We start from the raw sequence: 22256 nt of genomic DNA, 5'->3' as shown, positions 1-22256 counted from the left end.
CCCGAAACGGAATTACGTAATCGACCCAGCGCGTTCTACGTAGTCATCACCGATGCGCGGGCACCCCCGGAGGAGCATCGTCGATGGTCACGATCGATCACGGTCAATCATGGACCGGCTCACGTGCTCGAAAGCGAAAAGCGCGCAACCGCAGCGCAAAGCCCACGGCACGACAGCCGGGACGCACGAGTAAGGCAGCACCGCAGCACCGCAGTACCGCAGTACCCCAGCAACCCGGAAGTTCATAAGCTCGAAAGCAGGAAAGGCTCGATGATCACAAAGGTGGTTCTGCCGGGCCTCGCGGAGCCGTCGGCCCAGCAGGCGCCGACCCGCGGAACGGCCACCGGCACCCTCAGCCTCACCCGCCCCCGCGTCGGCGGCCCTCAGCGGTTCAGCGGATAGCAGATGCGGACGACACCCCCCAAGCCCACGCCCGTCCCGCCCGCCTCCGTCATGCCCGCCACCATCCCGCCCCAGTCCGCCCCGCCCCAGTCCGTCAAGCCCGGGTCCGTCGCCTCCCGGCCCGTCGCGCCCGCCCCTCCCCCGGTCCCCTTCGCCGCGGCCCCCGCCCCCGCCGACTCCCACGGCGACCTGCTCGCGGCCCTGCGGAAACGGGTGTTCACCGGCCGGGTCGCCGAACTCCGGCTGCTGCGGGAGCTGCTGCTCAGCGACCGGCACGGCTGCTTCGTCGTGTGGCTGCACGGCATGGGCGGCGTCGGCAAGACCACCCTGCTGCGCCGGTTCGCGGACGAGGCCGAGGCGCACGGCAGGACCGCCCGCTCCATCGACATGCGCGGCACGGACCCGACCCCCGAGGCGTTCCTCGCCGCCCTCGAAGCGCAGGGCCCGCCGTCGGAGGCGCACGTCCTGCTGATCGACTCGGCGGAGTCGCTGGGCCCCCTGGAACAGTGGCTGCGCGACGAGTTCCTGCCGCGCATGCCCGCGCACGTCCTGCTCGTCATCGGCGGCCGGCGCCCCCCGTCCGCCGAGTGGCGCACCGACGCCCAGTGGTGGCACGCGCTGCGCAGCATGGAACTGGACGGCATGGACGACGCCGAGGCCGCGCAACTGCTGCGCAACCGCGACGTCGACGAAGCGGCCGTCCCCGAGCTCGTACGGGCCGCGCACGGCCTCCCGCTGGCCCTCGCCCTCTTCGCCGACGCGTGCGAACGCGCCCCGCACCCCGACGGGCCCTACCCGGGCTGCGAGCTGAGCGACTCCCCCGACCTGGTGCGCGAACTGCTGCGGCTGCTGCTGCGGGAGAGCCCCACGCCGGACCGCTCCGACGCCCTGCACGTCCTGGCCCTCGCCCGCGTCACCACCGAGGAACTGGTCCGGCACGCCCTGGAGATTCCTGCGGCCGAGGCCCGTACCCTCTGCGCCTGGCTGAGCTGCCAGTCCTTCGTGCACACCACCGCCGACGGCCTCGTACCGCACGAGCTCGTACGGGAGGCGCTCCTGGCCGACCTGCGCTGGCGCGGCCTGGAGACGTACGAACGGCTCTTCCGGCGGCTGCACGCGCACCTGGCCGAGCGGCTGGCGGAGCGCGGCGGCGGCCGCTGGGCGTTCGGCGCGGGCCTCGCCTACCTCGGCCGCGCGAACCGCATCGCGCGAGAGGCCGCGGACTGGCAGGGCGCGGACCGCCTCCAGCTGCGCACCGCCCGCCCGGCGGACCTGGCCGCCGTACTGGCCGCCGTCGAGAGGGAGCACGGCGGCGCGGCGGCCCTCCTCGCCCAGCAGTGGTGGGACCAGCAGCCCGGCGCCTTCACCGTCGCCGAGAACGGCCGCCGGGGCTTCGTCGGCGCGCTCGTCGCCCCCTGCCTGGAGGCGGGCTCGACCGGCCTGCCCGACGACCCGGTGGCGCACGCCGCGCTGGAGCACGCGGCCGGCCGGTCGCCGCTGCGGCGCAGCGAGCGGCTGCTGCTGGCGCGCTGGAGCACCGGCAGTGCGGTCGCCGCCGGCTACGCGCTGACCACGCTGTGGGCCACCACGCCGGGTTTGGCGATGAGCTGGACGTGCACGGCCCCCGAGCAGCGGGCGCTGGCCACGCTGCTGGAGCTGTACGGGCAGCAGCGCACGGCCCCGCTCGACGGCCCGGACGGCTGCCCGGCGGCGCCGTACGTACAGGACTGGCGCAGCGCGACGTTCGACCGCTGGGCCGAGGCGCTGCGCACCCGGCTGCTGGCCGACGACCCCGCCGCGCTGCCCGCGCCGGCGACCGCCGCCACGGCGCCCCCCATGCCCTGGCCGGAGTTCGCGGAGGCCGTCAAGCACGCCTACCGCAGCGCACTGGACCCGCGGCAGCTCGCGGAGAGCGCGCTGCTGGGCACCCGGCTGGTGGCGCCCGGCGCGGACGCCGCGGCGCTGCGGACGGCGCTGACCGAGACGGTGGCGCAGTTGCGCGCGCTCCCCGGGCAGCGGCAGCTGGCCGACGTCCTGGAGATCACCTATCTGAGCGGGCCGCGCAGCCAGCAGGCCGCGGCGAGCCGGGCGGCGCTGTCCTTCAGCACCTACCGGCGGCGGCTGGCCGCCGCGCTGACGAGAGCGGCGGAGCTGTTGCGCGAACGCGAACTGTACGGATCGGTAACCCGGTGAGGGCGGATCAGGGCTGTTCAACCTTTGCTCATCACGCGCTCACACCGCCCACGGACCGGTCCCGAGCGAGGCCGCCGGTGATTCACTGGCCGGGGGCGCAGCGGGCACGGCGTACCACGAGCCGCCCGCACATCTACTGACGCAGCTTCTGTGAGTTGGGAAACGGGCCTTGAGCGAAACTGAACAGGACGACGCGAAACGACGGCGGCGGGCACGGTTCGTCGCCGCACTGACCACGAGCTCCCAGCAGCCGGGCGAGCGCACCCGCGTGGGCACCCGGATCGCCGGCGCGGCGGCCGTGATGGCACTCGCCGCGGGCGCCACCCTGGGAGTCGGCGCGTGGCGCACCTACCAGGCGGACGAGCACGACAAGAAGGTGCGGCTCGCGGCCGAGCAGACGGCGAAGGAACGCGAGCTGCGCGCGCACATCCCCGCGCCGCACACGCCCGAACCGAAGCCGACGCACACGCCGGAGCCCACGCACACCCAGGACCCGCCGCCCCAGACGGCGATCGGCACGGGGACCGAGCCGAAGAGCGTCGGCACGCCGTCGCCCAAGCCGAAGTCGGCGGCGGAGAAGAAAAAGGAGAAGGAGGAGAAGCTCAAGAAAGCGGGCCCCGTCAAGCCGAAGCAGCTGCTGTTCCGGTCGCAGTCCCTCGCCAACACCCCCAAGACGCTGCTGCGGAACTACGCGACCGGCCTGTGCATGGACATCCCGGGCTTCGGCCCCGGCTCGCAGAACACCCCCGTCAACCAGCACCAGTGCGACGGGACGGACAACGACAACCAGCTGTGGAACGTACGGGTCCACCACAAGCACAAGGGCCCCGGCGGCTCCGACCTCGTCCTGATCGACAATGCGAAGGACGGCCTCTGCCTGGACGTGCCGATGTTCGGCGCGATGCCTCCGGGCACCAAGCTCATCGAGGCGCCCTGCACCGACTCGTTCGACGACAACCAGCTGTGGTGGCTCGACCCGGCCGGGGACGGCACCGTGCACATCCGCAACTACGCCAGCAACCACCTGTGCGTCACGGTCGGCCCCAAGGACAAGCCGGAGTACAGCGACCGGCGGCTGATCATCGAGAAGTGCGACAACGGCGAGAGCCGCTGGCGCATCTGAGCGCACACCGGTCCGGCGGCACTCCGGTCCGGCGGCACTCCGGTCCGACAACACTCCGGTCCGACAGCGCTCCGGCAGAACCCATCGGCCCCGGCGGGGAAATCCCCGCCGGGGCCGATGCGCGCCCGCCGCCGTCGCGGCTAGTGGAGCGAGTTCAGCGGGAACCGCGCCCCGCCCGTGCCCTCCCGGCAGCGGTCGGCGCTCAGGTTGCCGGCCAGGCCCGGCATCCGGGCCCACGCCTCGTCCTGGATGCGCCGCTGGTCGACCTGCTCCTGGCGCGCCTGCCGCACCTCTTCCAGCAGCCTCTGGTGGGTCTCGAACTCCTGGTTGCGCAGCTGCGTGGCAACGGCGAGACCGCCGGCGGCCGTCCTCTCCGCCCGGCCCGCCTCGTCGACCCGCCGGTCGGCCGCGCCGAGCTGCCGGTCCACGCCGTCCGCGTGCGCGGCGGCGCGGTCGGCCGCCTCCTGGGCGACCTCGGCACGCGCCCGCGCGCCTGTCAACGCCCGCTCCGCCGCGCCCAGTTCGTTGCGCGCGGCGGCCAGGTCCGCTTCGGGGTCGGGCTCGGACCCGGCGACGGACGACGTGTCCGACGCGCTGTCGTCCGCGGCCTCCGCGGCCTCCAGCGCCGCTTCGGCCTCCGCCACCGCCCGTTCCGCGCTGGCGACCCGGACCTGGGCCGCCCGCTGGGCCTGCGCCTGGGCACGGGCCGCGCCCTCGGCGTCGTCCTGGGCCCGCCGGGCCTCGGCGAGCCGGTCGGCGACCGACTGCCGCTGCCGCCGCTCCTCGGTCAGCGCGTCCGCCGCCCCGGTGTGCGCGGTGTCCGCCGCCGCCAGCCCGGCGTCGGCGGCGGCCAGTTGGGCCGCGGCCTGCTCCAGGTCGGGCAGCAGCCACTGCTGCTCGTGCGCGACCGCGGCGGCCTCGGCGACCGCCGCGTCCGTCGCGGCGGTGATGTGCCCCTGTATCCGGTGCCAGGCGGCGGCGGTGGCGTGGGTGATGTCGGCGAGCGAGCCGTCGGCCGCGAACGGCCAGAACCGCAGCCCGGTGTTGCCGCGCAGCGCCAGCTCCACCGGCCGCCCCGCCGCCTGGGCGGTGCGGGACCCCACGTACAGGGCGCGGGCCAGCGCCGTGCTGTCCGGGTCGGCGCCCAGGTCGAGCCAGAGCTGGGCGCTGCCCTCCTGGCGGTCCAGCCCGGCGGCCAGTGCGGCGGGCAGCTGGGTGACCGGGTGCGTGAGCCAGTTCCGCAGCGGGGTGTGCGGCTGCTCGTTCAGCATCGCCGGCAGGTCGTAGACCCGCGAGGCGCTGCGCGGCCCGATCACGCCGTAGCCGAGCAGGTCCCGCTCGAAGAGCCGGACGGTGGCCGTGCCGGTGACGTAGCGGGTGCCGCCCGGACCGTCGACCCGCAGCACCACGTCGACCATCGTCTCGTGGCTGCGGGTGTTGGTCTCGGTCGCGGACCGGGACGTGCCGCCGGTCTTGATCCGGTCCCAGCCGCCGCTGGAGTTCGAGCCGCCGCCGGTGCGGGTGACCGGCTGCTCCTGGAGCACGGGCACGGTAAAGCCGACCAGGTGCAGGTTGGCCTGGTTGCCGCTCTCCACGGTCTGGTAGCCCAGGCCCGCGGCGGTGCCCACGGACGAGGAACTGCCCTGCGAACGCGACCGCACCCGCAGCCGGTCCATGGCGATGTCCTCGGCCTCGGTGAGCGGCCGCGGGTTGTGCAGGCTCACCTGGAGGGCCGGGGCCACCTCGTCCTCGGCCGGCCAGGCGCCGGGCACGAGGGACGTCTGCTCCCCGGCCGTGCTCGCCGGGGGAAGGGAGATCTCCCCGGCCTGGATGAGCTCCCCGAGCCGCACCGAGGCGGCCTCCGGCGTGAGGTCCCGCGTCAGGCCCCACGTCTCGGCGGCCCCCGGCGCGACGTCGCGGATGGCCTCCGCGAGCTCGTGGAAGGCGTTGTACGTGAACACGGGCGTCGCGCCCGAGGGCGCCAGCGCCGGACCGGCCGTGAACGGACGCCTGCCGAACGGCAGCGGGCCCCGCTCCGACGCGGGCAGCCGCGGGTCGGCGCCGGTGACCCAGGGCCGGACCGGCGGGGCGATCTCCGTGCGGGGCGGGGTCGTCTCCGAGCCCGCGAACCGCAGCGCCACCGACGCCGGGACCTGCACCGTGCGGGTCGGCCGGCCGCGCAGCAGCCGCTGGAGCCGCTGGGCGACCGATTCGCCCGAGTCCTCGGACAGGGTGATCCAGCCGGCCGCCGCCGCGCCGCCGAGCAGGTCCGGCGGCCAGTTCGGGATCAGCTGGGAGCGCACGGCGCCGGTCAAGGTGTAGCCGACGTGGTCGAAGTCCGCGGCGTTCTCGGTGCGGGTCCAGTGCCGGTCGTCGGCGCTGTTGTCGATCCGCGCGGACCGGGCGGTGGACCGGGCGGCGGACAGCGTGGGTCCGGTCCGGTCGGTACGGCCGGCCGCGGCGTTCGGGCGCGGGTAGCGGGTGATCGGGTTGACGCCCGCCTTCCGGGTGCGGGACGTTCCGTGGGACCGGCCCTCGACGTTCGGCGCGTGGATGCCGAGCTGGTCCAGGCCCGCCCCCTCGCCCGCCGGTCGGCCGCGCAGCTGGCGCAGCGCCGCGGACTGGGCCTCCGGCTCCGCGGAGAGGGTGACCTGGAGGAGCCGGGTGCCGCCCGTCGTGGGGTAGCGGTACCACGCGGTCACCGACCCCCGGCCGGGCAGCGCCCGCAGCCGGTCCTGCGCGGTCATATTGGCGATCTGGGCGCCCAGCCCGGACATGTACGCGGCGCTGCCGGGCCGCGTCACGCCCGGCGCCTCCCGCTCCAGCAGCGCCAGCAGCTCGTCGTGGAGCCGGTCGCGGACCTCGTTGCGCCGCACCGGGTCGTCGAGCTGGGTGACGTACCGGACGCTGCCGTAGCCCAGCTGCCGGGTCTGCACGAAGTGCTCGGGCAGCGGCAGCGTGTTGGGCGGCGTGGGCGTCGCGGGGATGCCCCGCACACCGGCGAACCAGCGGCCCAGGCCGTGCAGATGGCTGTCGGCGATGCTGAACCGCACCGAGCGCGGCAGGTCGATCGCGATCGTGATGTCGTCCCGGCTGCCCATCCCCGCCAGGTGCCCGACGACGTTGCGGGTGCCCCGGTGCAGGGTCAGCAGCAGCGTGGCGTCGGCGGTGATCAGATGGTGCCGGCCGGTCTCCACCGGCACCCGCACGACCGAGGTGCTCGTCGACCGCGAGTTGCCGTCGTCGACGCTGCGGCTCTGGGCGCCGCGGCCGCTGGGCTGGGCCTGGAGGCCCCGGCTCGGCGGCGTGGGCGCCGACTGGAGCGCGCCGACGCTGCCGCCGTACTCGCGGCTGTTGGTGACGGTGCGCGACCGCGACCTGGTGTCCGTACTGGACATGTCGCTCTCGCCGTAGGTGGTGAACGACCCGTCGTGGGCGGGGTGGTGCAGGAAGCCGCGGATGTCCAGGGACATCTCCTGGTCGGCGGCGAGTCCGGGCAGGACCAGGCCCTCGATGACATACGTGCCGTTGAAGATCTGGTGCGACCGGCCGATCAGGCTGGAGGTCCGGATCTGCTGGAACAGGGCCTCGGCCGCGAAGGCGCCCGAGTCGGTGGGCGCGGGGCCCGCCAGGTACTCCGCGACCCCGCTGCCCACGGCCGTCACCGCACCGGGCAGCCGGCCGGTGGCCGAGTTGACCCACTGGCCGAACGCGTTGGTCGCCGGGTGGCCCGGGTAGGTGCCGTCGACGAGCTGCTGGAACGCCCGCTGGATGGCGCCCGCGCCCCGGAAGTCGTCCACGTTCGCGTCGGACGGCAGCCGGATCTGCCCCGGCCGCGGGTTGCCCTCCGCGTCCGTCATCCGCAGCCGCTCGAAGTCGTCGTCCTGCCCGCCACCGGTGCGGGGCGCGCGGATGACGTCCGGCTCCCGCGGCGCGGGGGCCGGGGCGTCGGCGGGGAGGGTACGGGCGTGCGGCACGGCGAGCGTGATGGTGCCGGGAACCGTAGTGGGAGCGGCGGGGGCGGCGGCCGGCGCCACCGGGGCGCTCTGCCCGCCCAGTACGCGCGCGGGCACGGCCGGCATGTTCTGCTCGGCCGTCACGGGCGCGGGCAGGCCCTGGACCGGCTGCCGAGCCGTCACGGGCGCGGGCAGGCCCTGGACCGGCTGCCGAGCCGTTACGGGCGCGGACCGGTCCGGGTCCTGGGCGAAGCGCACCAGCGGTTCCGGCGACGTCCCCTCGTACAGGTCCAGCCCGAACCGGGCCGGAATCCGGAAGAGTTCGGTGCCGCCCTCCGTGGTCAGGTTGAACTGGTCCGTGGAGACCGAGGTGCCGGCCGTCGAGGAGGTGTCGACCTTCTTGCCGCGGGTGCGGTCAACGGTCGTGTCCACCGCCCACCCGGCGTCGGGCGTCGCCCAGCGCGGGCCGCCGCCACCGCCCACCGAGCCGGCGAACTGGTTGCCGGTCTGCCGGGAACCGCTCGTCGCGTGGGAACTGAAGGTCGCGGTCTCCACACTCGGCAGATGCCGCGAGTGCTCGGGCCGCGGCGCCTCCGTCTCCCCGGGCCGCGGCGTGCGGTCCGGTCCGGCGGTGAACCGCACCTGCACATTGCGCCGGCCGGGCAGCTGGAACCACGCGCGCCGCCCGCCGTCGACGGCGTCCGTCAGCGCCGTGTCCTGGCCGATCCCGGAGCGCAGCTGCTGGAACCGGCGCAGGTTCTCCAGCTGGGCGCGCCGCCGCTTCTCGCTCGAACCGGACCCGCCGCGCTCGCGCGAGGGCAGGAAGCCCTCCCGGCGCAGATACCGCTCCGCCCGGTTGAACATCTCCTCGGTGCCCTCGACGCCGACGGGCACCGCGGCGAGCCCGATGCTCTCGACGTTCTCCAGGTGCCCGGGGAGCCGCCGCGTCTCCTCCCGCGTGGGGACGTGCCCCTCGGTGACCTCCCGCGGCGGCAGCCGGAGCTCGATGCCCTCCTCCCACGGGCCGAAGGAGCGGGCGATCTCGCCGCCGTCGGCGGGGATGAACGTGACGTCGTACGTGATGTCGGCGGGCACCACCAGGTGGCCGCTGGTCGTGTAGAGGCCGTGCATCAGCGACGAGCTGCTGCCGGTGCTCAGCCCGTCGTAGGGCGACCAGGAAGCCCCGGCCTTGCCGAAGACGCCGCCGCCGTGCCGGGTGCCCGCGGTCGGGTGGCCGGCCGCGGTGTCCGGCGTGAACATCGGACCGCCGCTGCCGTCCACCCCGATGCCGCTGGTGAGCCGCACCGACTGGTCCACGCTGGAACTGTGGGTGCGCCAGGACTCCAGCGAGAAGCCGTCCGGCGTCCGGACGGACGGGTCCCTGGGCCGCAGCCTGGCGGCGATCCGGACCACGCCGACCGCGTCGCCGTCCGCGTCGTACAGCACCGGCGAGAACACGCCGTTGTCACGCTGCATCGGCACGCTGCCGCGCAGCATCCGCTCGGAGAGGAACTCGGTCAGATCCTCCCGCGAGTCCTCGCCCAGCCCGTTCAGGTCGGCGAAGTCCTCGTGGCCGAGGATCTCGTCCCGCAGCCGGGCCGGCTCCACGACGCCCTCGACGCCCCACAGCGGCAGACCGTCGAGCCCGGCGGGCTCCGGCATCGGCCCCTGGTCGCCCGTGGGGGCGAAGGCCCGGTGCTCCGGGAACCACACGGTCACCGTGCCCTGCGCCCGCTCCGGCCCCCAGTCGGCCTGCGGATTCCGGTCCGCGTCGGCCCGCACCTGCCACCGGCTCGTGTAGTCCACGGCGTGCGCCTCGTCGCCGGCGCGCTGCACGGTCTTCGTCGACACGCCCTCGCCGACCGTCACGGACTGCGAGATCTGGTTGTGCGTCACGGTCGCCGACAGGGTGCCGTCGAACCAGCGCAGCGGCCCCTGCGGGCCTTCGTAGATCCCGATCCACGGGATCGGCACGGTACGCACGGTGCCGGAGTCCTGGCTGCTGGAGGACGTCTGCCCGCCGTCGCCCGTCCGCTCCACCTTCGTCTTGCGCGGGACCTCGCCCGAGGTCCCGGCGCGCTGGTTCAGCCTCGGGTCGGACTGCCGCATCCGTACGTCCGCGGTGCGCTCGCGCCCGTCGACGGTGACCGTGATGCGGTGGCCGCCGCCGCTGCGCACGTCCGACAGGTTCTCCGAGATCTCCGACAGGTCGAGCGACTCGGTGAGCTGCGCGCGCACCTCGTCCGCGGCCTCGCTCCCCGGCGTCAGGCCCAGCTCCTCCACCACCTGCCGGTGCAGTCCGTCGAGGACGTCCGGGGTCTGCGCCTCGTACACCACGAGCCCGACCATGCCGTCGTGCCGGGAGCCGTAGGCGAGTGCGTACGGGGAGAGGGCGCGCGGCGCGCTGCCCTCGCCCTCGCCCTCACGCGGCGCCGGGGTCTGCTCGAACCCGTCACCGCTGCCACGGCCGCTGCCGCTGCCCCGGCCGGCGCCGCTGTTGCCCGCCGCTCCCCTGGAGCTGCCCTCGCCGGGGTCGGCGAAGCGCGCTTCGGTGTTCTCGTCCACGGGCGCGAGGATGGTCCGCTGCCGCCGGGTGGTGGGCGGAGCCACGGGGGCGGTGGTCTCCGCCGCGGGGGCGGATGTCGTCCTCTTGGAGGTGGTGCTCTTTGAAGTGGTGCTCTTGGAAGTGGTGCTCTTGGAGGAAGTGGCCTTCTCCTTCTCCTTGCCCTTCGACTTCGAAGAAGTCCCGGAGGAGCTGCCGGACTTCGTCCGGCTGCGCGACGGCTCGGCCGGGGCCGCCGTCGGGCGCGGGTCGGCGCCGAAGAAGACCTGCGGCTGCGCCGGGGTACTGGTGACGGCCGGTTCGGCGGAGCGCCCTCCACCGGTTGCGCCGAGGGCGCGCGGCACCGTCGATGGCTCCGCGACCGGGGCCGGAGCCGGGGCCTGCGCCTGGGCGCGGGCCGGGGTCTCCTGAACCGGCGGCGCGGGCGGAGTCGGCCGGGCCTCCGCCGGAGGCTGGGTCGCCGCCCATTCCGCCGTGAAGGGGGGCGGGTCCTGCTGCTGGAAGAGGACGGCCGGGCGGCCGTTCTCGGGTCCGGCCGTCCAGGAAGCGCCGTCCGGCGTCAGTACGGTCAGATTCAGGTTCAGTACGGGCGCGGCGACCGCGAGGGTCAGCCAGTCCCCGCCCTCGGAACCCGTCCGCACGGTCCGCACGGCCTCGTCCTCGCCGCCTTCGGCGACGAGCGGCTCCGCCGTCCCGCCGGGGCCGTTCTGCCTGGTGAGCGCGGGCCACAGCCGGCGCTCCGACGGGGGCAGGCGCAGGTCGGCGGCGAGCGCGTCGGCGAGACCGTCCCGCAGCTCCTGCGTACCGGCGGGCCGGGAGTGCCCGGCCAGCCGGCTGGTCTCCCCCGGCGCGGTGGCGGTCAGCGCGTGCGCCAGCGTGTCGCCCTGGTCGACGATGTACACCGGCTCCAGCCCGCGCCCGGTCACCCGCTCCTCGGGCGTGGCGGCCGGGCTTTCGTTACGGGCGGGCGCGGGCTGCTCGGCCGGGCGCTTCTGCTCGCTGCGGGACGGCTGTTCCGTACGGGCGGGCTGCTCCGTACGGGGCGTGCGTTCGGTGCGCGACGGCCGTTCGGTGCGCGAGGAACGCTCGCTGCGGGACGAGCCCTCGCCTCGGATGGACCGGTGGCCACGCGACGACCGTTCACCACGGGACGACTGGTTCGACCGGCTCGGCCGTTCCTCGGCGGGCTCGGGCTGTTCCAGCACCATGGTGGTGGACGACGACGTCCGAGGCGCGAAGTGGGTCTCCTCCGGCACGGACTCCTCGTCGGAGCCCTCGCGCTGGAAGAGGCCGGACTCCTCCAAACCGGAATCAGTGCGCGGCGAGTGGCCCGCCGCGGGCGTCGGCTCCGGCGTCGCGGTCTCCGGCTCCAGGGAGCTTTCGGCCTGGGCCCACAGGGCGCGGAACCCGGCCAGAATGTACGGGTTGTCCTGGCTGCCGAGGTACCCCGGCCGCCCCGGCCCGTACAGCCGCTGCAACAGCGGCAGCAGAGCCGGGTCGTTCTGCTCGACCCAGTCCGCGCCGTTGTTGCGCGGCCTGCCGGTGATGGGGTCGGTGCCGGTGTTGGCACCTTGGTAGGCGTTGCTGAGCTGGGCGAAGTACTCGTAGGCCGTGCTGGACGAATAGTTGGGGAAGATTCCGTCCGGCCAGTTCTGGGCGGCGCCGTCGCGCCGCTTGGCCTCGTAGACCTCCGCGATCTTTTCGCGGTCGGCGTCGCTCAGCACCGAGTGGACAGCATGCGCCCACTCGTGGCGGGCGCTGGAGTAGCCGTCGTCGAAGACGTCGGCGTGCGGCACACCGGTGGTGTCGCCGAGCAGGTTCTCCTCACCGACCCAGGCGAGCCGGCCGCGGAACGCCCCGCGCTCCTCGCTCACGGAACGCCCGTGGTCGTTGGCCTCGTCCGGCTCGTGGAACGGGTCGAAGGACGTCAGAGGCGTCTCCCTCGGCACGACGACGAGCCGTCGCCGCCCGGTCAGCAGAGCAGCCGTGGTATCCGGGTCCCCGAGCATGCCGGCGACCAGGGCCTCGGCCTCCTGCCGGGCCTCCTCCGGCCGGTCCGTGCCCGGCGGGACAACGACCAGCAACTGCGCCGCGATGTCATGGAATTCAGACGCGGGCAGCGCTTCGCGCAGGTCCTGGACCAGCGACTCGTCGGCGGCCAGGGCCTCCCGGTCCGACAGCGGCAGCGCGGCCAGCGCCTCGGCACGCTCGTCCGGGCTCATGCCGGGGAGCTGCCCGGCCAGCTCGACCACGGCGGGAGACGGCGTGGACGCGGCCGGTACGGGCGTGGGGGTTACGGGCGCGGCGGCCGGTACGGGCGCGGCCGGGCGAGCGGCCGTGTCCGTAGTCCCGCTGTTCGTCGTGGTCGGAGCGGGTCCGCTGTTCCCGGTGGCCCTGGTGGGCGGTGAGTACTGGGAGTACGCGACCGACGAATAGCCCTGCTGCGCGTAACCAGCCTGCTGGGAATAGTCGATGGGCCAGCCGACCGCCTCCAGACCACGCCGCACACGAGCCTGGTTGTAAAGGCCCAGCGAGAAATCCGACAGCCCCGCTGCCCCCTGCACCGTGGTGGCCTGCGTCGCCTGCTCCGGCGACGGCCCGTACGCACGGTTCTCCGTCACCACCACCAGCGGGTCAAGAAGCGCCCTACCCCCGACGGGGTTGCCCTCCAGCTCCACGAAATGCGTACGGATCGACATCGCCTCAAGCTGACTCACGAACCGAGCCGGCTCCGCGACGAGCAGGTTATCGAGATATTCGCCGAACGTAGCAGGCTGATGCTCCGAACCGCGCCGCCTCATCAACCCATCGAGCAACGCGTCATTCGGCCGGGAAGAATGACTGTTGAAAGTCCGGGTGAACCCGGTGGCCACAGCACCGGCATTCGCCTCCAGGAATGCCTGGGGTGCGTACCCGAGCCCGGACCGTATCGCGGCGAGAGAGGCGCGAGAGGACGCGACGGTGTAGTCCTTCGGGTGGTTCTGTCCCGACCGCCCCCGGATTACAGCGGCGACCTGCATATAGCCGAGCGTCAGCGCGCCACGGAGTTCGTCGGCGTCCCATTCCGCCACATAGTCAGCGTAACCCGGGTTCTGGGCGAGCCATCGCTGAAACGCGCTGCGGACGTTACGGCCGAATTCGATGGCAGCGTCCGCGTCCCTGCGGGCGGTCTGGATCGGCGGAGTACCCGACTCGGTATGCGCCTTCACGTGCCGGATGTATTCGACGAGTTCGCTGAGCGGCGACGTCGCGGTCTGATGCACCAGCATGTGGTTCGTGCTGTTCGGATTGATCTTCACCCGCAGATCGACCGCGAGCGGATCGACCTCGTATCCGAGCGACGCGGGGAAGAGCTGCCCCAGCTTGATGCTCCGCTCGGGCGTGACCCGCCGGAGAATCCGCAGCGCCTGATCGAAAGCCGCGACCACATCGGCACGCTCAGCCCGCCCGTCGACGCTGCCGCCCTGAAGACCGCGCGACGGACGCGTCACGATCTCCAGGACCGGCACCCCGGCGAACTTGTCCAGGGTGATGGTCAGCAGCCCCGGCAACTCCACGACGTTGCCGAACTCCCCGGGGTCGACGCCGTGGCCCAAGGCCACTTGATATCCCCGGAGTTCGGCCTCAAAGCCGTCAGCCGGACCATAACCGGTGACCACAGGCTGACGCTGCGGGACCGGCACCAGCGGCAACATCTGGCTGCTGCCCACGGGCGCGGCGGCCCGCTGCGACGACGACGGGCCCGGCTGGGCGGCGGGCTGCCCCCCGAACTCCCGCAGCTGCTCCCGGATCGCGCTCCGTAGCTGGCTCACCACTCCCCAGCGGTGGCTGCTCGGCGACTTGTTGGCCCGCCATGCCTCCACCGCGTTGAGCACCCGCCGCAGATCCCGCTCGCTCGGATCGTCCGGCAGACGCCGCACAGCGGAGTCGATCGCCCGCAACTCGTCGGAACGTCGCTTGCCCGACGTGGACGAAAGCCGCTCCCAGTCACGGATCGGATCATTGCCGCCTTGGCGACGGCTCGAAGGCGCGAAGTGGGTCTGGCGGTCTTCGACGGGTTGGGCGGACTGGGCGGACTGGTGGGTTCGGGTGGGCTCCTCGGTGCGGGGAGCCGGGGAGGCCGGCTCGGTCCGCTCGTTCCGCGGGGCCTGCCCATTCCGCGGTTCGGACTCGTTCCGCGGCTCCTGCTCGCTCTGCGGAGCCTGCTCGTTGCGCGGCGGACGTTCCTCCGTGGGCTCGGGCCGCTCCAGCACCATGGTGGTGGAAGACGTGCGAGGCGCGAAGTGGGTCTCCTCCAGCACGGTCTCCTCGTCGGAGCCCTCGTGCTGGAAGAGGCCGGGCTCCCCCAGACCGGAGTCGGTGCGCGGCGAGTGGCCCGCCGCAGGTGTCGGTTCCAGTTCGCTTTCGGCCTGTGCCCACAGGGCGCGGAACCCGGCGAGGATGTACGGGTTGTCCTGGCTGCCGAGGATTCCCGGCCGCCCCGGCCCGTACAGCCGTCGCAGCAGCGGCAGCAGCGCCGGGTCGTTCTGCTCGACCCAGTCGGCGCCGTTGTTGCGCGCCTGGCCCGTGCTGGGGTCGGTGCCGGTGTTGGCGCCCAGGTAGGCGGTGCTGAGTTGGGCGAAGTACTCCTGCTGAGAGCTTGAGGAGTAGTTGGGGAATACGCCGTCAGGCCAGTTCTCGGCGGTGCCGTCACGCCGCTTGGCCTCGAAGACGTCCGCGATCCACTGACGGTCGGCGTCGCCCAGCACCGACTGCACGGCGTGGGCCCACTCGTGGCGGGCGCTGGAGTAGCCGTCCTCGAAGACATCGGCGTGGGGCACGCCGACGGTGTCGCCGAGCAGGTTCTCCTCACCGACCCAGGCGAGCCGACCGCGGAAGACTCCGCGTTCGGTGCCCACGGAACGCCCGTGGTCATGGGCCTCGTCCGGCTGCTGGAACGGGTCGAACGACGTCAGCGGCGTGTCCCGGGGCACGACAACGATCCGTCGCCGCCCCGTCAACAGAGCAGCCGTGGTGTCCGGGTCCCCGAGCATGCCGCCGAGCAGGGCCTCCGCCTCCTGCCGAGCCTCCTCCGGCCGGTCCGTGCCCGGCGGGACCACGACCAGCAACGGGGCCGCTATCGCGTGGAATTCCTCGGCGGGCAGCGCGTCGCGCAGGCCCGTCACCAGCGTCGCGTCGGTGGCCAGGGCCTCCCGCTCCGACAGCGGCAGCCCGGCCACCGCCGCGACGCGCTCCTCCGGCTCCATGCCCGGCAGCCGGCCCGCCAGCTCGACCAGGGCGGGAGAGGGCGTGGACGCGGCGGGTACGGGCGTGGGGGCCGCGGGCGCGGCCGGGCGAGCGGTCGTGTCCGCCGATTCGGGGGTCCGGGCGGGTCCGATGTTCCCGGTGGTCCGGGTGGGCGGCGAGTACTGGGAGTACGCCACCGACGAATAGCCCTGCTGCGCGTAACCAGCCTGCTGGGAATAGTCGATGGGCCAGCCGACCGCCTCCAGACCACGCCGCACACGAGCCTGGTTGTAAAGGCCCAGCGAGAAATCCGACAGCCCCGCTGCCCCCTGCACCGTGGTGGCCTGCGTCGCCTGCTCCGGCGACGGCCCGTACGCACGGTTCTCCGTCACCACCACCAGCGGGTCAAGAAGCGCCCTACCCCCGACGGGGTTGCCCTCCAGCTCCACGAAATGCGTACGGATCGACATCGCCTCAAGCTGACTCACGAACCGAGCCGGCTCCGCGACGAGCAGGTTATCGAGATATTCGCCGAACGTAGCAGGCTGATGCTCCGAACCGCGCCGCCTCATCAACCCATCGAGCAACGCGTCATTCGGCCGGGAAGAATGACTGTTGAAAGTCCGGGTGAACCCGTCCGCCAGAGCACCGGCATTCGCCTCCAGGAATGCCTGGGGTGCGTACCCGAGACCCGACCGAATCGCAGCCAGAGAAGCACGCGACGACGCGACCGTGTAATCCTTCGGGTGATGCTGCGGCGACCGCCCCCGAATGACTGCGGCGACCTGCATATAGCCGAGCGTCAGGGCCCCACGCAGCTCGTCGGCGTCCCACTCCGTCACGTAAGGAGCGTAATCGGGGTTCTGACCGACCCAAGCCCGGAAGGCGTTACGGGCGTTCCGGCTGAAATCGAGAGCCGCATCCGCATCCTGTCGAGCCACCTGGGTCGGCGGAGTACCCCCCAGAGTATTCGACCTCACATGCCGGATGTACTCGGCCATTTCACTGAGCGGCGACGTCGCGGTCTGATGCACCAGCATATGGTCGGTGCTATATGGGTTGATCTTGACTCGCAGGCCTTCTGCGAGTTGATCGACCTCGTACCCGAGCGACGCGGGGAAAAGCTGGCTCAGCGTATAGCTCCGCTCGGGCGTGACCCGCCGGAGAATCTGCAGCACCTGATCGAAAGCCGCGACCACATCGGCGCGCTCAGCCCGCCCATCGACGCTGCCGCCCTGAAGACCGCGCGACGGACGCGTCACGATCTCCAGGACCGGCACCCCGCCGAACTTGTCCAACGTGATGGTCAGCAGCCCCGGCAACTCCACGACGTTGCCGAACTCGCCCGGCTCGACGCCGTGGCCCAGAACCACCTGATAGCCACGCAGTTCGGCCTCAAAGCCGTCAGCCGGACCATAACCGGTCACCGCGGGCTGACGCGCCGGGACGGGCACCAGCGGCACCATCTGGCTGCTGCCCGCCGACCGGTGCCGGGAAGAAGGCCCCGGCTGGGCGGCGGGCTGCGACTCGAACTCGGCCAGCCGACTGTTGACCGCCCTCCGAAGCTGGCTCACCGCCTCCCAGCGGTGACTGCTCCGCGACTTGTTGGCACGCCAGTTGTCCACCGCCGTGAGCACACGCCGCAGATGCCGCTCACTCGGATTGTCCGGCAGCCTCCGCACCGCGTCATCGATCGCCCGCAGATCCTCGGAACGCTTCTTGCTCGAAGCGGAAGCCTGCTCCCAATCGCGGATCGGATCGCTGCCGCCGCGACGGCTCGGAGGCGCGAAGTAGGTCTCGTTCTCGTCGTGTTGGGCGGGCTGCCGGGTCCGGGCAGGCTGCTGATTCGGCTCGGACCGCGCGGGCTGCGGGGCCCGCCCGCTCTGCGAGGGCTGCTCGTCCTGCGGCGGGCGCTCGTTCTGCGGGGCCTGCTGGGCAGGGGCGGTCTGCCGGGGCTGCTGAGTCGGAGCGGTCTGCGGCCTCATTACGGGCCCCCGGCTCGGGACGAGGGTGTTCAGCAGGTCCCGCGCCGGGAGGTGACCGCCGCGCAGATGCTCGGCGGCGACCAGGTCCACGACCTCGTCGGGCCGCGACACGACGCCCGCCGGATTCTCATCCGGCGCCACCTCCCGGATACGGCCCCACACCTCGTCCTCGGCCCACAGGACGGACTCCTCCCGCCGGTCCTGGGGCACGGCCGGGTCGTTGAGCCGCTCGTGCGCGGCGTCGATGTCGAACCGCGCCGCGCCGGGGTGCCGGTGCGAGGGAGCGGAGACGGGAGCGCCCGCCACCGGCTCCTTACCCTTCGCGGACTGCTCGCCCGCGGCAGGCGTCTTGCCCGTCGCCGGGCCCTCGCCGGGCGCCTGCTGTCCGCTCGTGCCCGTACGCGGGGCCGTGACGGGTCCCGTCGTCCCGGTCGGCAGCGGCTCGGTGGCCCGGTTGCCCTGCCTGCCCGGCTGCGCCTCGCCCGGCGTGGTGACCGGCTCGTCCAGGTGGTCGGACGGACCGGCCCGGCCGTCCGTGGCGGGGGACGTCGGCGTCGCCTCGTCCGTACCGGCGGCCGGCTGGTGGCCGGTCGTCGGCTGGTGGAGCGGGGGTACGGGCAGCGGCTCCACGGACTCGTGAGCCGGGCCGCTCGACGTGGCGCCCGTACGCTTCCCGCCGGGCTCCGAGGTGCCGCCCTTCGCCGTGTCGGTGCTCGTGTCCTTGCCGTCGTTCGTACCGGCTCCGGGACGGCTCCCGTTGCCGCTGCCGCTGCCGTGGGACTGCGTCTCGACGTTGGTGGTGCTGCTGTTGCCGTGGTTGGGGCGCAGGCCGCCGCCGGCTTCGCCGGAGCCCTTGCCACTGCTGCCCGGACGCCCGCCGGGCAGGTCGTCGAGAGTGGCAGGCCGCCCGCCGAAACCCGCATCCTTGCGCCCCGGCGCCTTGGGCGCGCCGCCCAGCGGGTCACCCGCACCCTTGTCGCCCGACGCACGCTCCGGACGCGGCTCGTTGTGACCGAACGGATCCTTCTGACCCCCGCCGAGCGCCTTGCCCGGACCGGCGAACGCATCCCGGCCGACCGTGTCACCCGGCCGACCGCCGACCTTGTCGGCCCCACCGCCCAAGTCGCCCTCGACAGGACGGTTGTAGTGAGTCGCGGGGTAATCGTGACCCCGCCCGGTCCGCTGAGCCTCCGCCGGCCCATTGCTCCGACCTTCAGGGTGCGGTTCCTTCCAGATCCCGTGGGGATCCGGCTTCCCACCGCCCAGACGGTGCCCCGGATTCTCCATCGGATTACCGCTCCGACCACCGGAACCCGCGTCGTCACCCGCGCTGCCGGGATCCCGCTGCGGCACGCCCTGCGTGTTCTCCGTCCTACCGTCCAGCCGGTGCCCGGGGTTCTCCATCGGGTTACTGCTCCGACCACCGGAATCCGCGTCGTCCCCCGTCTTGCCGGGATCCCGCTGCGGCACGCCCTGCGTGTTCTCCGTCCTACCGTCCAGCCGACGCCCGGGGTTCTCCATCGGATTGCTGCTCCGACCACCGGAACCCGAACCCGCGTCGTCGCCCGTCTTGCCAGGGTCCTGCACCCGCACGTCATGCGGGTTGTTGCCCGAGCCGCCCAACCGGTGGCCTGGGCCGGAGAAGTTGTCCTTGCCTTCGCCGGGCTGGACGGCCTGGTGGGTACGGGCAGGCTGCTGAGCAGGCTCGGACTGCGCGGGCCGCGTGGGCCGCCCGGTCTGCGAGGGCTGCTCGTTCTGCGACGGGCGCTCGTTCTGCGAGGGCTGTTCGTCCTGCGACGGACGCTCGTTCTGCCGGGGCTGCTGGGTCGGGGCGGGCTGCGCGGGTTGTGCGGACTGCGGCCTCGTTACGGGCTCCCGGCTCGGGATGAGGGTGTTCAGCAGGTCCCTGGCCGGGAGGTGGCCAGCGCGCAGGTGCTCGGCGGCGACCAGGTCCACGACCTCGTCAGGCCGCGAGACGACGCCCGCCGGATTCTCATCCGGCGCCACCTCCCGGATACGGCCCCACACCTCATCCTCGGCCCACCGGACAGACTCCTCCCGCCGGTCCTGAGGCACAGCAGGGTCGTTGAGCCGCTCGTGCGCGGCGTCGATGTCGAACCGCGCCGCGCCAGGATGCCGGTGCGAGGGAGCGGAGACGGGAGCGCCCGCCGCCGGCTCCTTACCCTTCACGGACTGCTCGCCCGCGCCAGGCGTCTTGCCCATCGCCGGGCCCTCGCCGGGCGCCTGCTTGCCGGGCTGACGGCCGCCGTTGACGGCATCGTCGGACGCGGACGAAGACGTGGGCGTGTGCTTGCCCCCGCTCTTGCCCGCATCCTCCCCGGCAGGGGACTTGGCGGCCGGGGGCTCCGGCTGGGGCCGCTCCACCACCGTTACCTGCGTCTGACGCCCCTGGCCGGAGGGCGACGTCTGCGGCTCGGCCTGCGGGCCGTCGTCCGAGTGCTCTCCCCGCCCGGTGCCGCTGCCCGTGTCCGTGTCGCTGTCGCTGCGGCCGGATCCCTTGGCGTTGCTGGAGCCCAGGTCGTTGCGACCGTCGCGACCGCCCTGCGGCTCGTCCTTACGGCCCGGCTCCTCGAACTCATTGGACCGGTTCCCCCGGCCCTCGCCGCTGGAACCGGACGCGGGGTCGCTGTTCAAGCGATGCCGGTTGTTGAGATCCCGCTCGAATTCGAGCTCGTTGAGGCGGTCGTCGAATTCGCGGTCCCACCGGTTCTGGCTCTCCCGGTCACCGCTGCGCTGGGCCTGCGCGTACCGGTCGGCCCACCCTCGCGCCTCCTGGGGAGACATCCCCCGGCGTTCGCCGAACGTGGCCATGTCCATGCCGACCCGTTCCGGAGACGGACCCGAGTTCTCGGCACCCCTACCGGCGCCGTTCTCATTCCCACCGTTCCGGTGCTGGTGGAATTCGTTCTCCAGCTTCAGCTCGTCGAGCCGGTTCTCGAACTCCCGCTCCCACCGGTTCTGCGCCTCGACACCACCATCGTGCTGTGCGTCGGCATAACGGTCGCCCCACTCGCGCGCTTCCTGACGGGACATTCCGCGGCTCTCGCCGAATTGCGCGATGTCCCTGCCCACCCGCTCCGGAGGCGGGGCCAGACTCCCTATCCCCTCACCGGAGGGAGACGCGTTCTCCCCGTCCCGGCCGCCCGGCGAATGCGTCGTGTTCAGTTCGTCGAGCCGGTCGTTGAACTCCCGCTCCCACTGGTTACGCGCCTCATGGCCTTCATGCTGCGCTTCCGTATACCGGTCGCCCCAGTTCTGCGCCTCACGAGGGGACATACCCCGGTCCATACCGAAGCGCGCGACGCCACGGCCCATTCCGTCCGAGACCGGCTCCGATTCCCGATTCCCATCGTCGGCCGGGGCCTTGCCCTTACCTTCCGGGGTGGGCGAATGGTTCGCCTTCAACTCGTCGAGCCGGTCGTTGAAGTCCCGCTCCCAGCGGTTACGGGCGTCGAAACCGTCGCGCTGCGCGTCCGCGTAACTGCGGCCCCAGTCGCGCGCCTCGCCGTAGGACATTCCCTGCCGCTCACCGAACCGGACGATCTCCTGACCCGTACGGTGCTGAGCCGGGTCCGGCAGGGCGCTGCCGTTCTCCTCGAACTCGTTGGTCCGGTTGCCCCGCTGGCCGCCGCCGGGCCCTGTCGGCGCCCCGCCCGGAGCCTCCTTCCCCCCGGACGGCACCGGCTGCCCGTGCTCCCCGTCCGGGACGCGCTGCCCCGGCTTCGGGCCCGACGCGCCCGGAGACTCGCCCACCGGACGCGACGACGTCGGCGCCGGCCCGGATTCGGGCAGGCTCTCGCCCGGACGCCGCGATTCCGGCCCGCCGGCCAAGGCGCTGCCGCGGTCCTCGAACTCGTTGGACCGGTTGCCCCGTCCCCCGCCGGGCGCTATCAGCTCGTCGAGCGTCTTCTGATTGCCCGGACGCAGCTTTCCGGGGGTCCCCGGCGACTCGGTGTTCGTGCCCTTGCCGGAGTTCGTACCGGCTCCGGGACGGCTCCCGCTGCCGCTGCCGCTGCCGTGGGACTGCGTCTCGACGTTGGTGGTGCTGCTGTTGCCGTGGTTGGGGCGCAGGCCGCCGCCGGCTTCGCCGGAGCCCTTGCCACTGCCGCCCGGACGCCCGCCGGGCAGGTCGTCGAGCGTGGCGGGCCGCCCGCCGAAACCGGCATCCTTGCGCCCCGACGGCTTGGGCGCACCGCCCAGCGAGTCACCCGCGCCCTTATCGCCCGACGCACGCTCCGGACGCGGCTCGTTGTGACCGAACGGATCCTTCTGCCCCCCGCCGAGCGCCTTGCCCGGGCCGGCGAACGGGTCCCGGCCGACCGTGTCACCCGGCCGACCGCCGACCTTGTCGCCCCCGCCCAAGTCACTGTCGACAGGACGGTTGTAGTGAGTCGCGGGGTAATCGTGACCCCGCCCGGTCCGCTGAGCCTGCGCCGGCCCATTGGTCCGGCCGTCCGGGTGCGGTTCCTTCCAGATCCCGTTGGGATCCGGTTTCCCACCGCCCAGACGGTGCCCCGAATTCTCCATCGGATTGCTGCTCCGACCACCGGAACCCGAACCCGCGTCGTCGCCCGCGCTGCCGGGATCCCGCTGCGGCACGCCCTGCGTGTTCTCCGTCCTACCGTCCAGCCGACGCCCCGGATTCTCCATCGGGTTACTGCTCCGGCCCCCGGAGCCCGCGTCGTCCCCCGTGCTGCCGGGATCCCGCTGCGGCACGCCCTGCGTGTTCTCCGTCCTACCGTCCAGCCGACGCCCCGGATTCTCCATCGGGTTACTGCTCCGGCCCC

The 22256-nt window shown here is 73.2% G+C and carries 4 protein-coding genes; 3 read left to right on the top strand and 1 reads right to left on the bottom strand.

Going from position 1 to position 22256, the window contains the following annotated elements:
• Window positions 1-270: 270 nt before the first annotated feature.
• From AB0I49_RS15855 to AB0I49_RS15845, 3 genes are all read left to right on the top strand, one after another.
• Entirely contained in the window at window positions 271-402 is a 132-nt protein-coding gene (locus tag AB0I49_RS15855; RefSeq protein WP_363227530.1) for a hypothetical protein, read from the top strand.
• A 3-nt stretch (window positions 403-405) separates the two neighbouring features.
• Window positions 406-2595 (top strand): hypothetical protein, encoded by a 2190-nt coding sequence (locus AB0I49_RS15850; RefSeq protein WP_363227529.1) that lies wholly within the window; start codon window positions 406-408, stop codon window positions 2593-2595.
• Window positions 2596-2764: 169 nt separating this feature from the next.
• Complete coding sequence (locus AB0I49_RS15845) at window positions 2765-3718, top strand: RICIN domain-containing protein (RefSeq protein ID WP_363227528.1); 954 nt, start codon at window positions 2765-2767, stop codon at window positions 3716-3718.
• 140 nt (window positions 3719-3858) lie between these two features.
• Here the strand turns inward: AB0I49_RS15845 and AB0I49_RS15840 are convergent, their stop codons facing one another.
• Window positions 3859-21831, bottom strand: coding sequence for a hypothetical protein (locus AB0I49_RS15840; protein ID WP_363227527.1), 17973 nt, complete (start codon window positions 21829-21831; stop codon window positions 3859-3861).
• Window positions 21832-22256: the final 425 nt, after the last annotated feature.

The organism is Streptomyces sp. NPDC050617, from assembly GCF_040654795.1.
In the GTDB taxonomy this organism is placed as follows: Bacteria; Actinomycetota; Actinomycetes; order Streptomycetales; family Streptomycetaceae; genus Streptomyces.
Note: the sequence above shows the minus strand (reverse complement) of the source record. Positions and strands in the feature narration are given on the sequence as shown.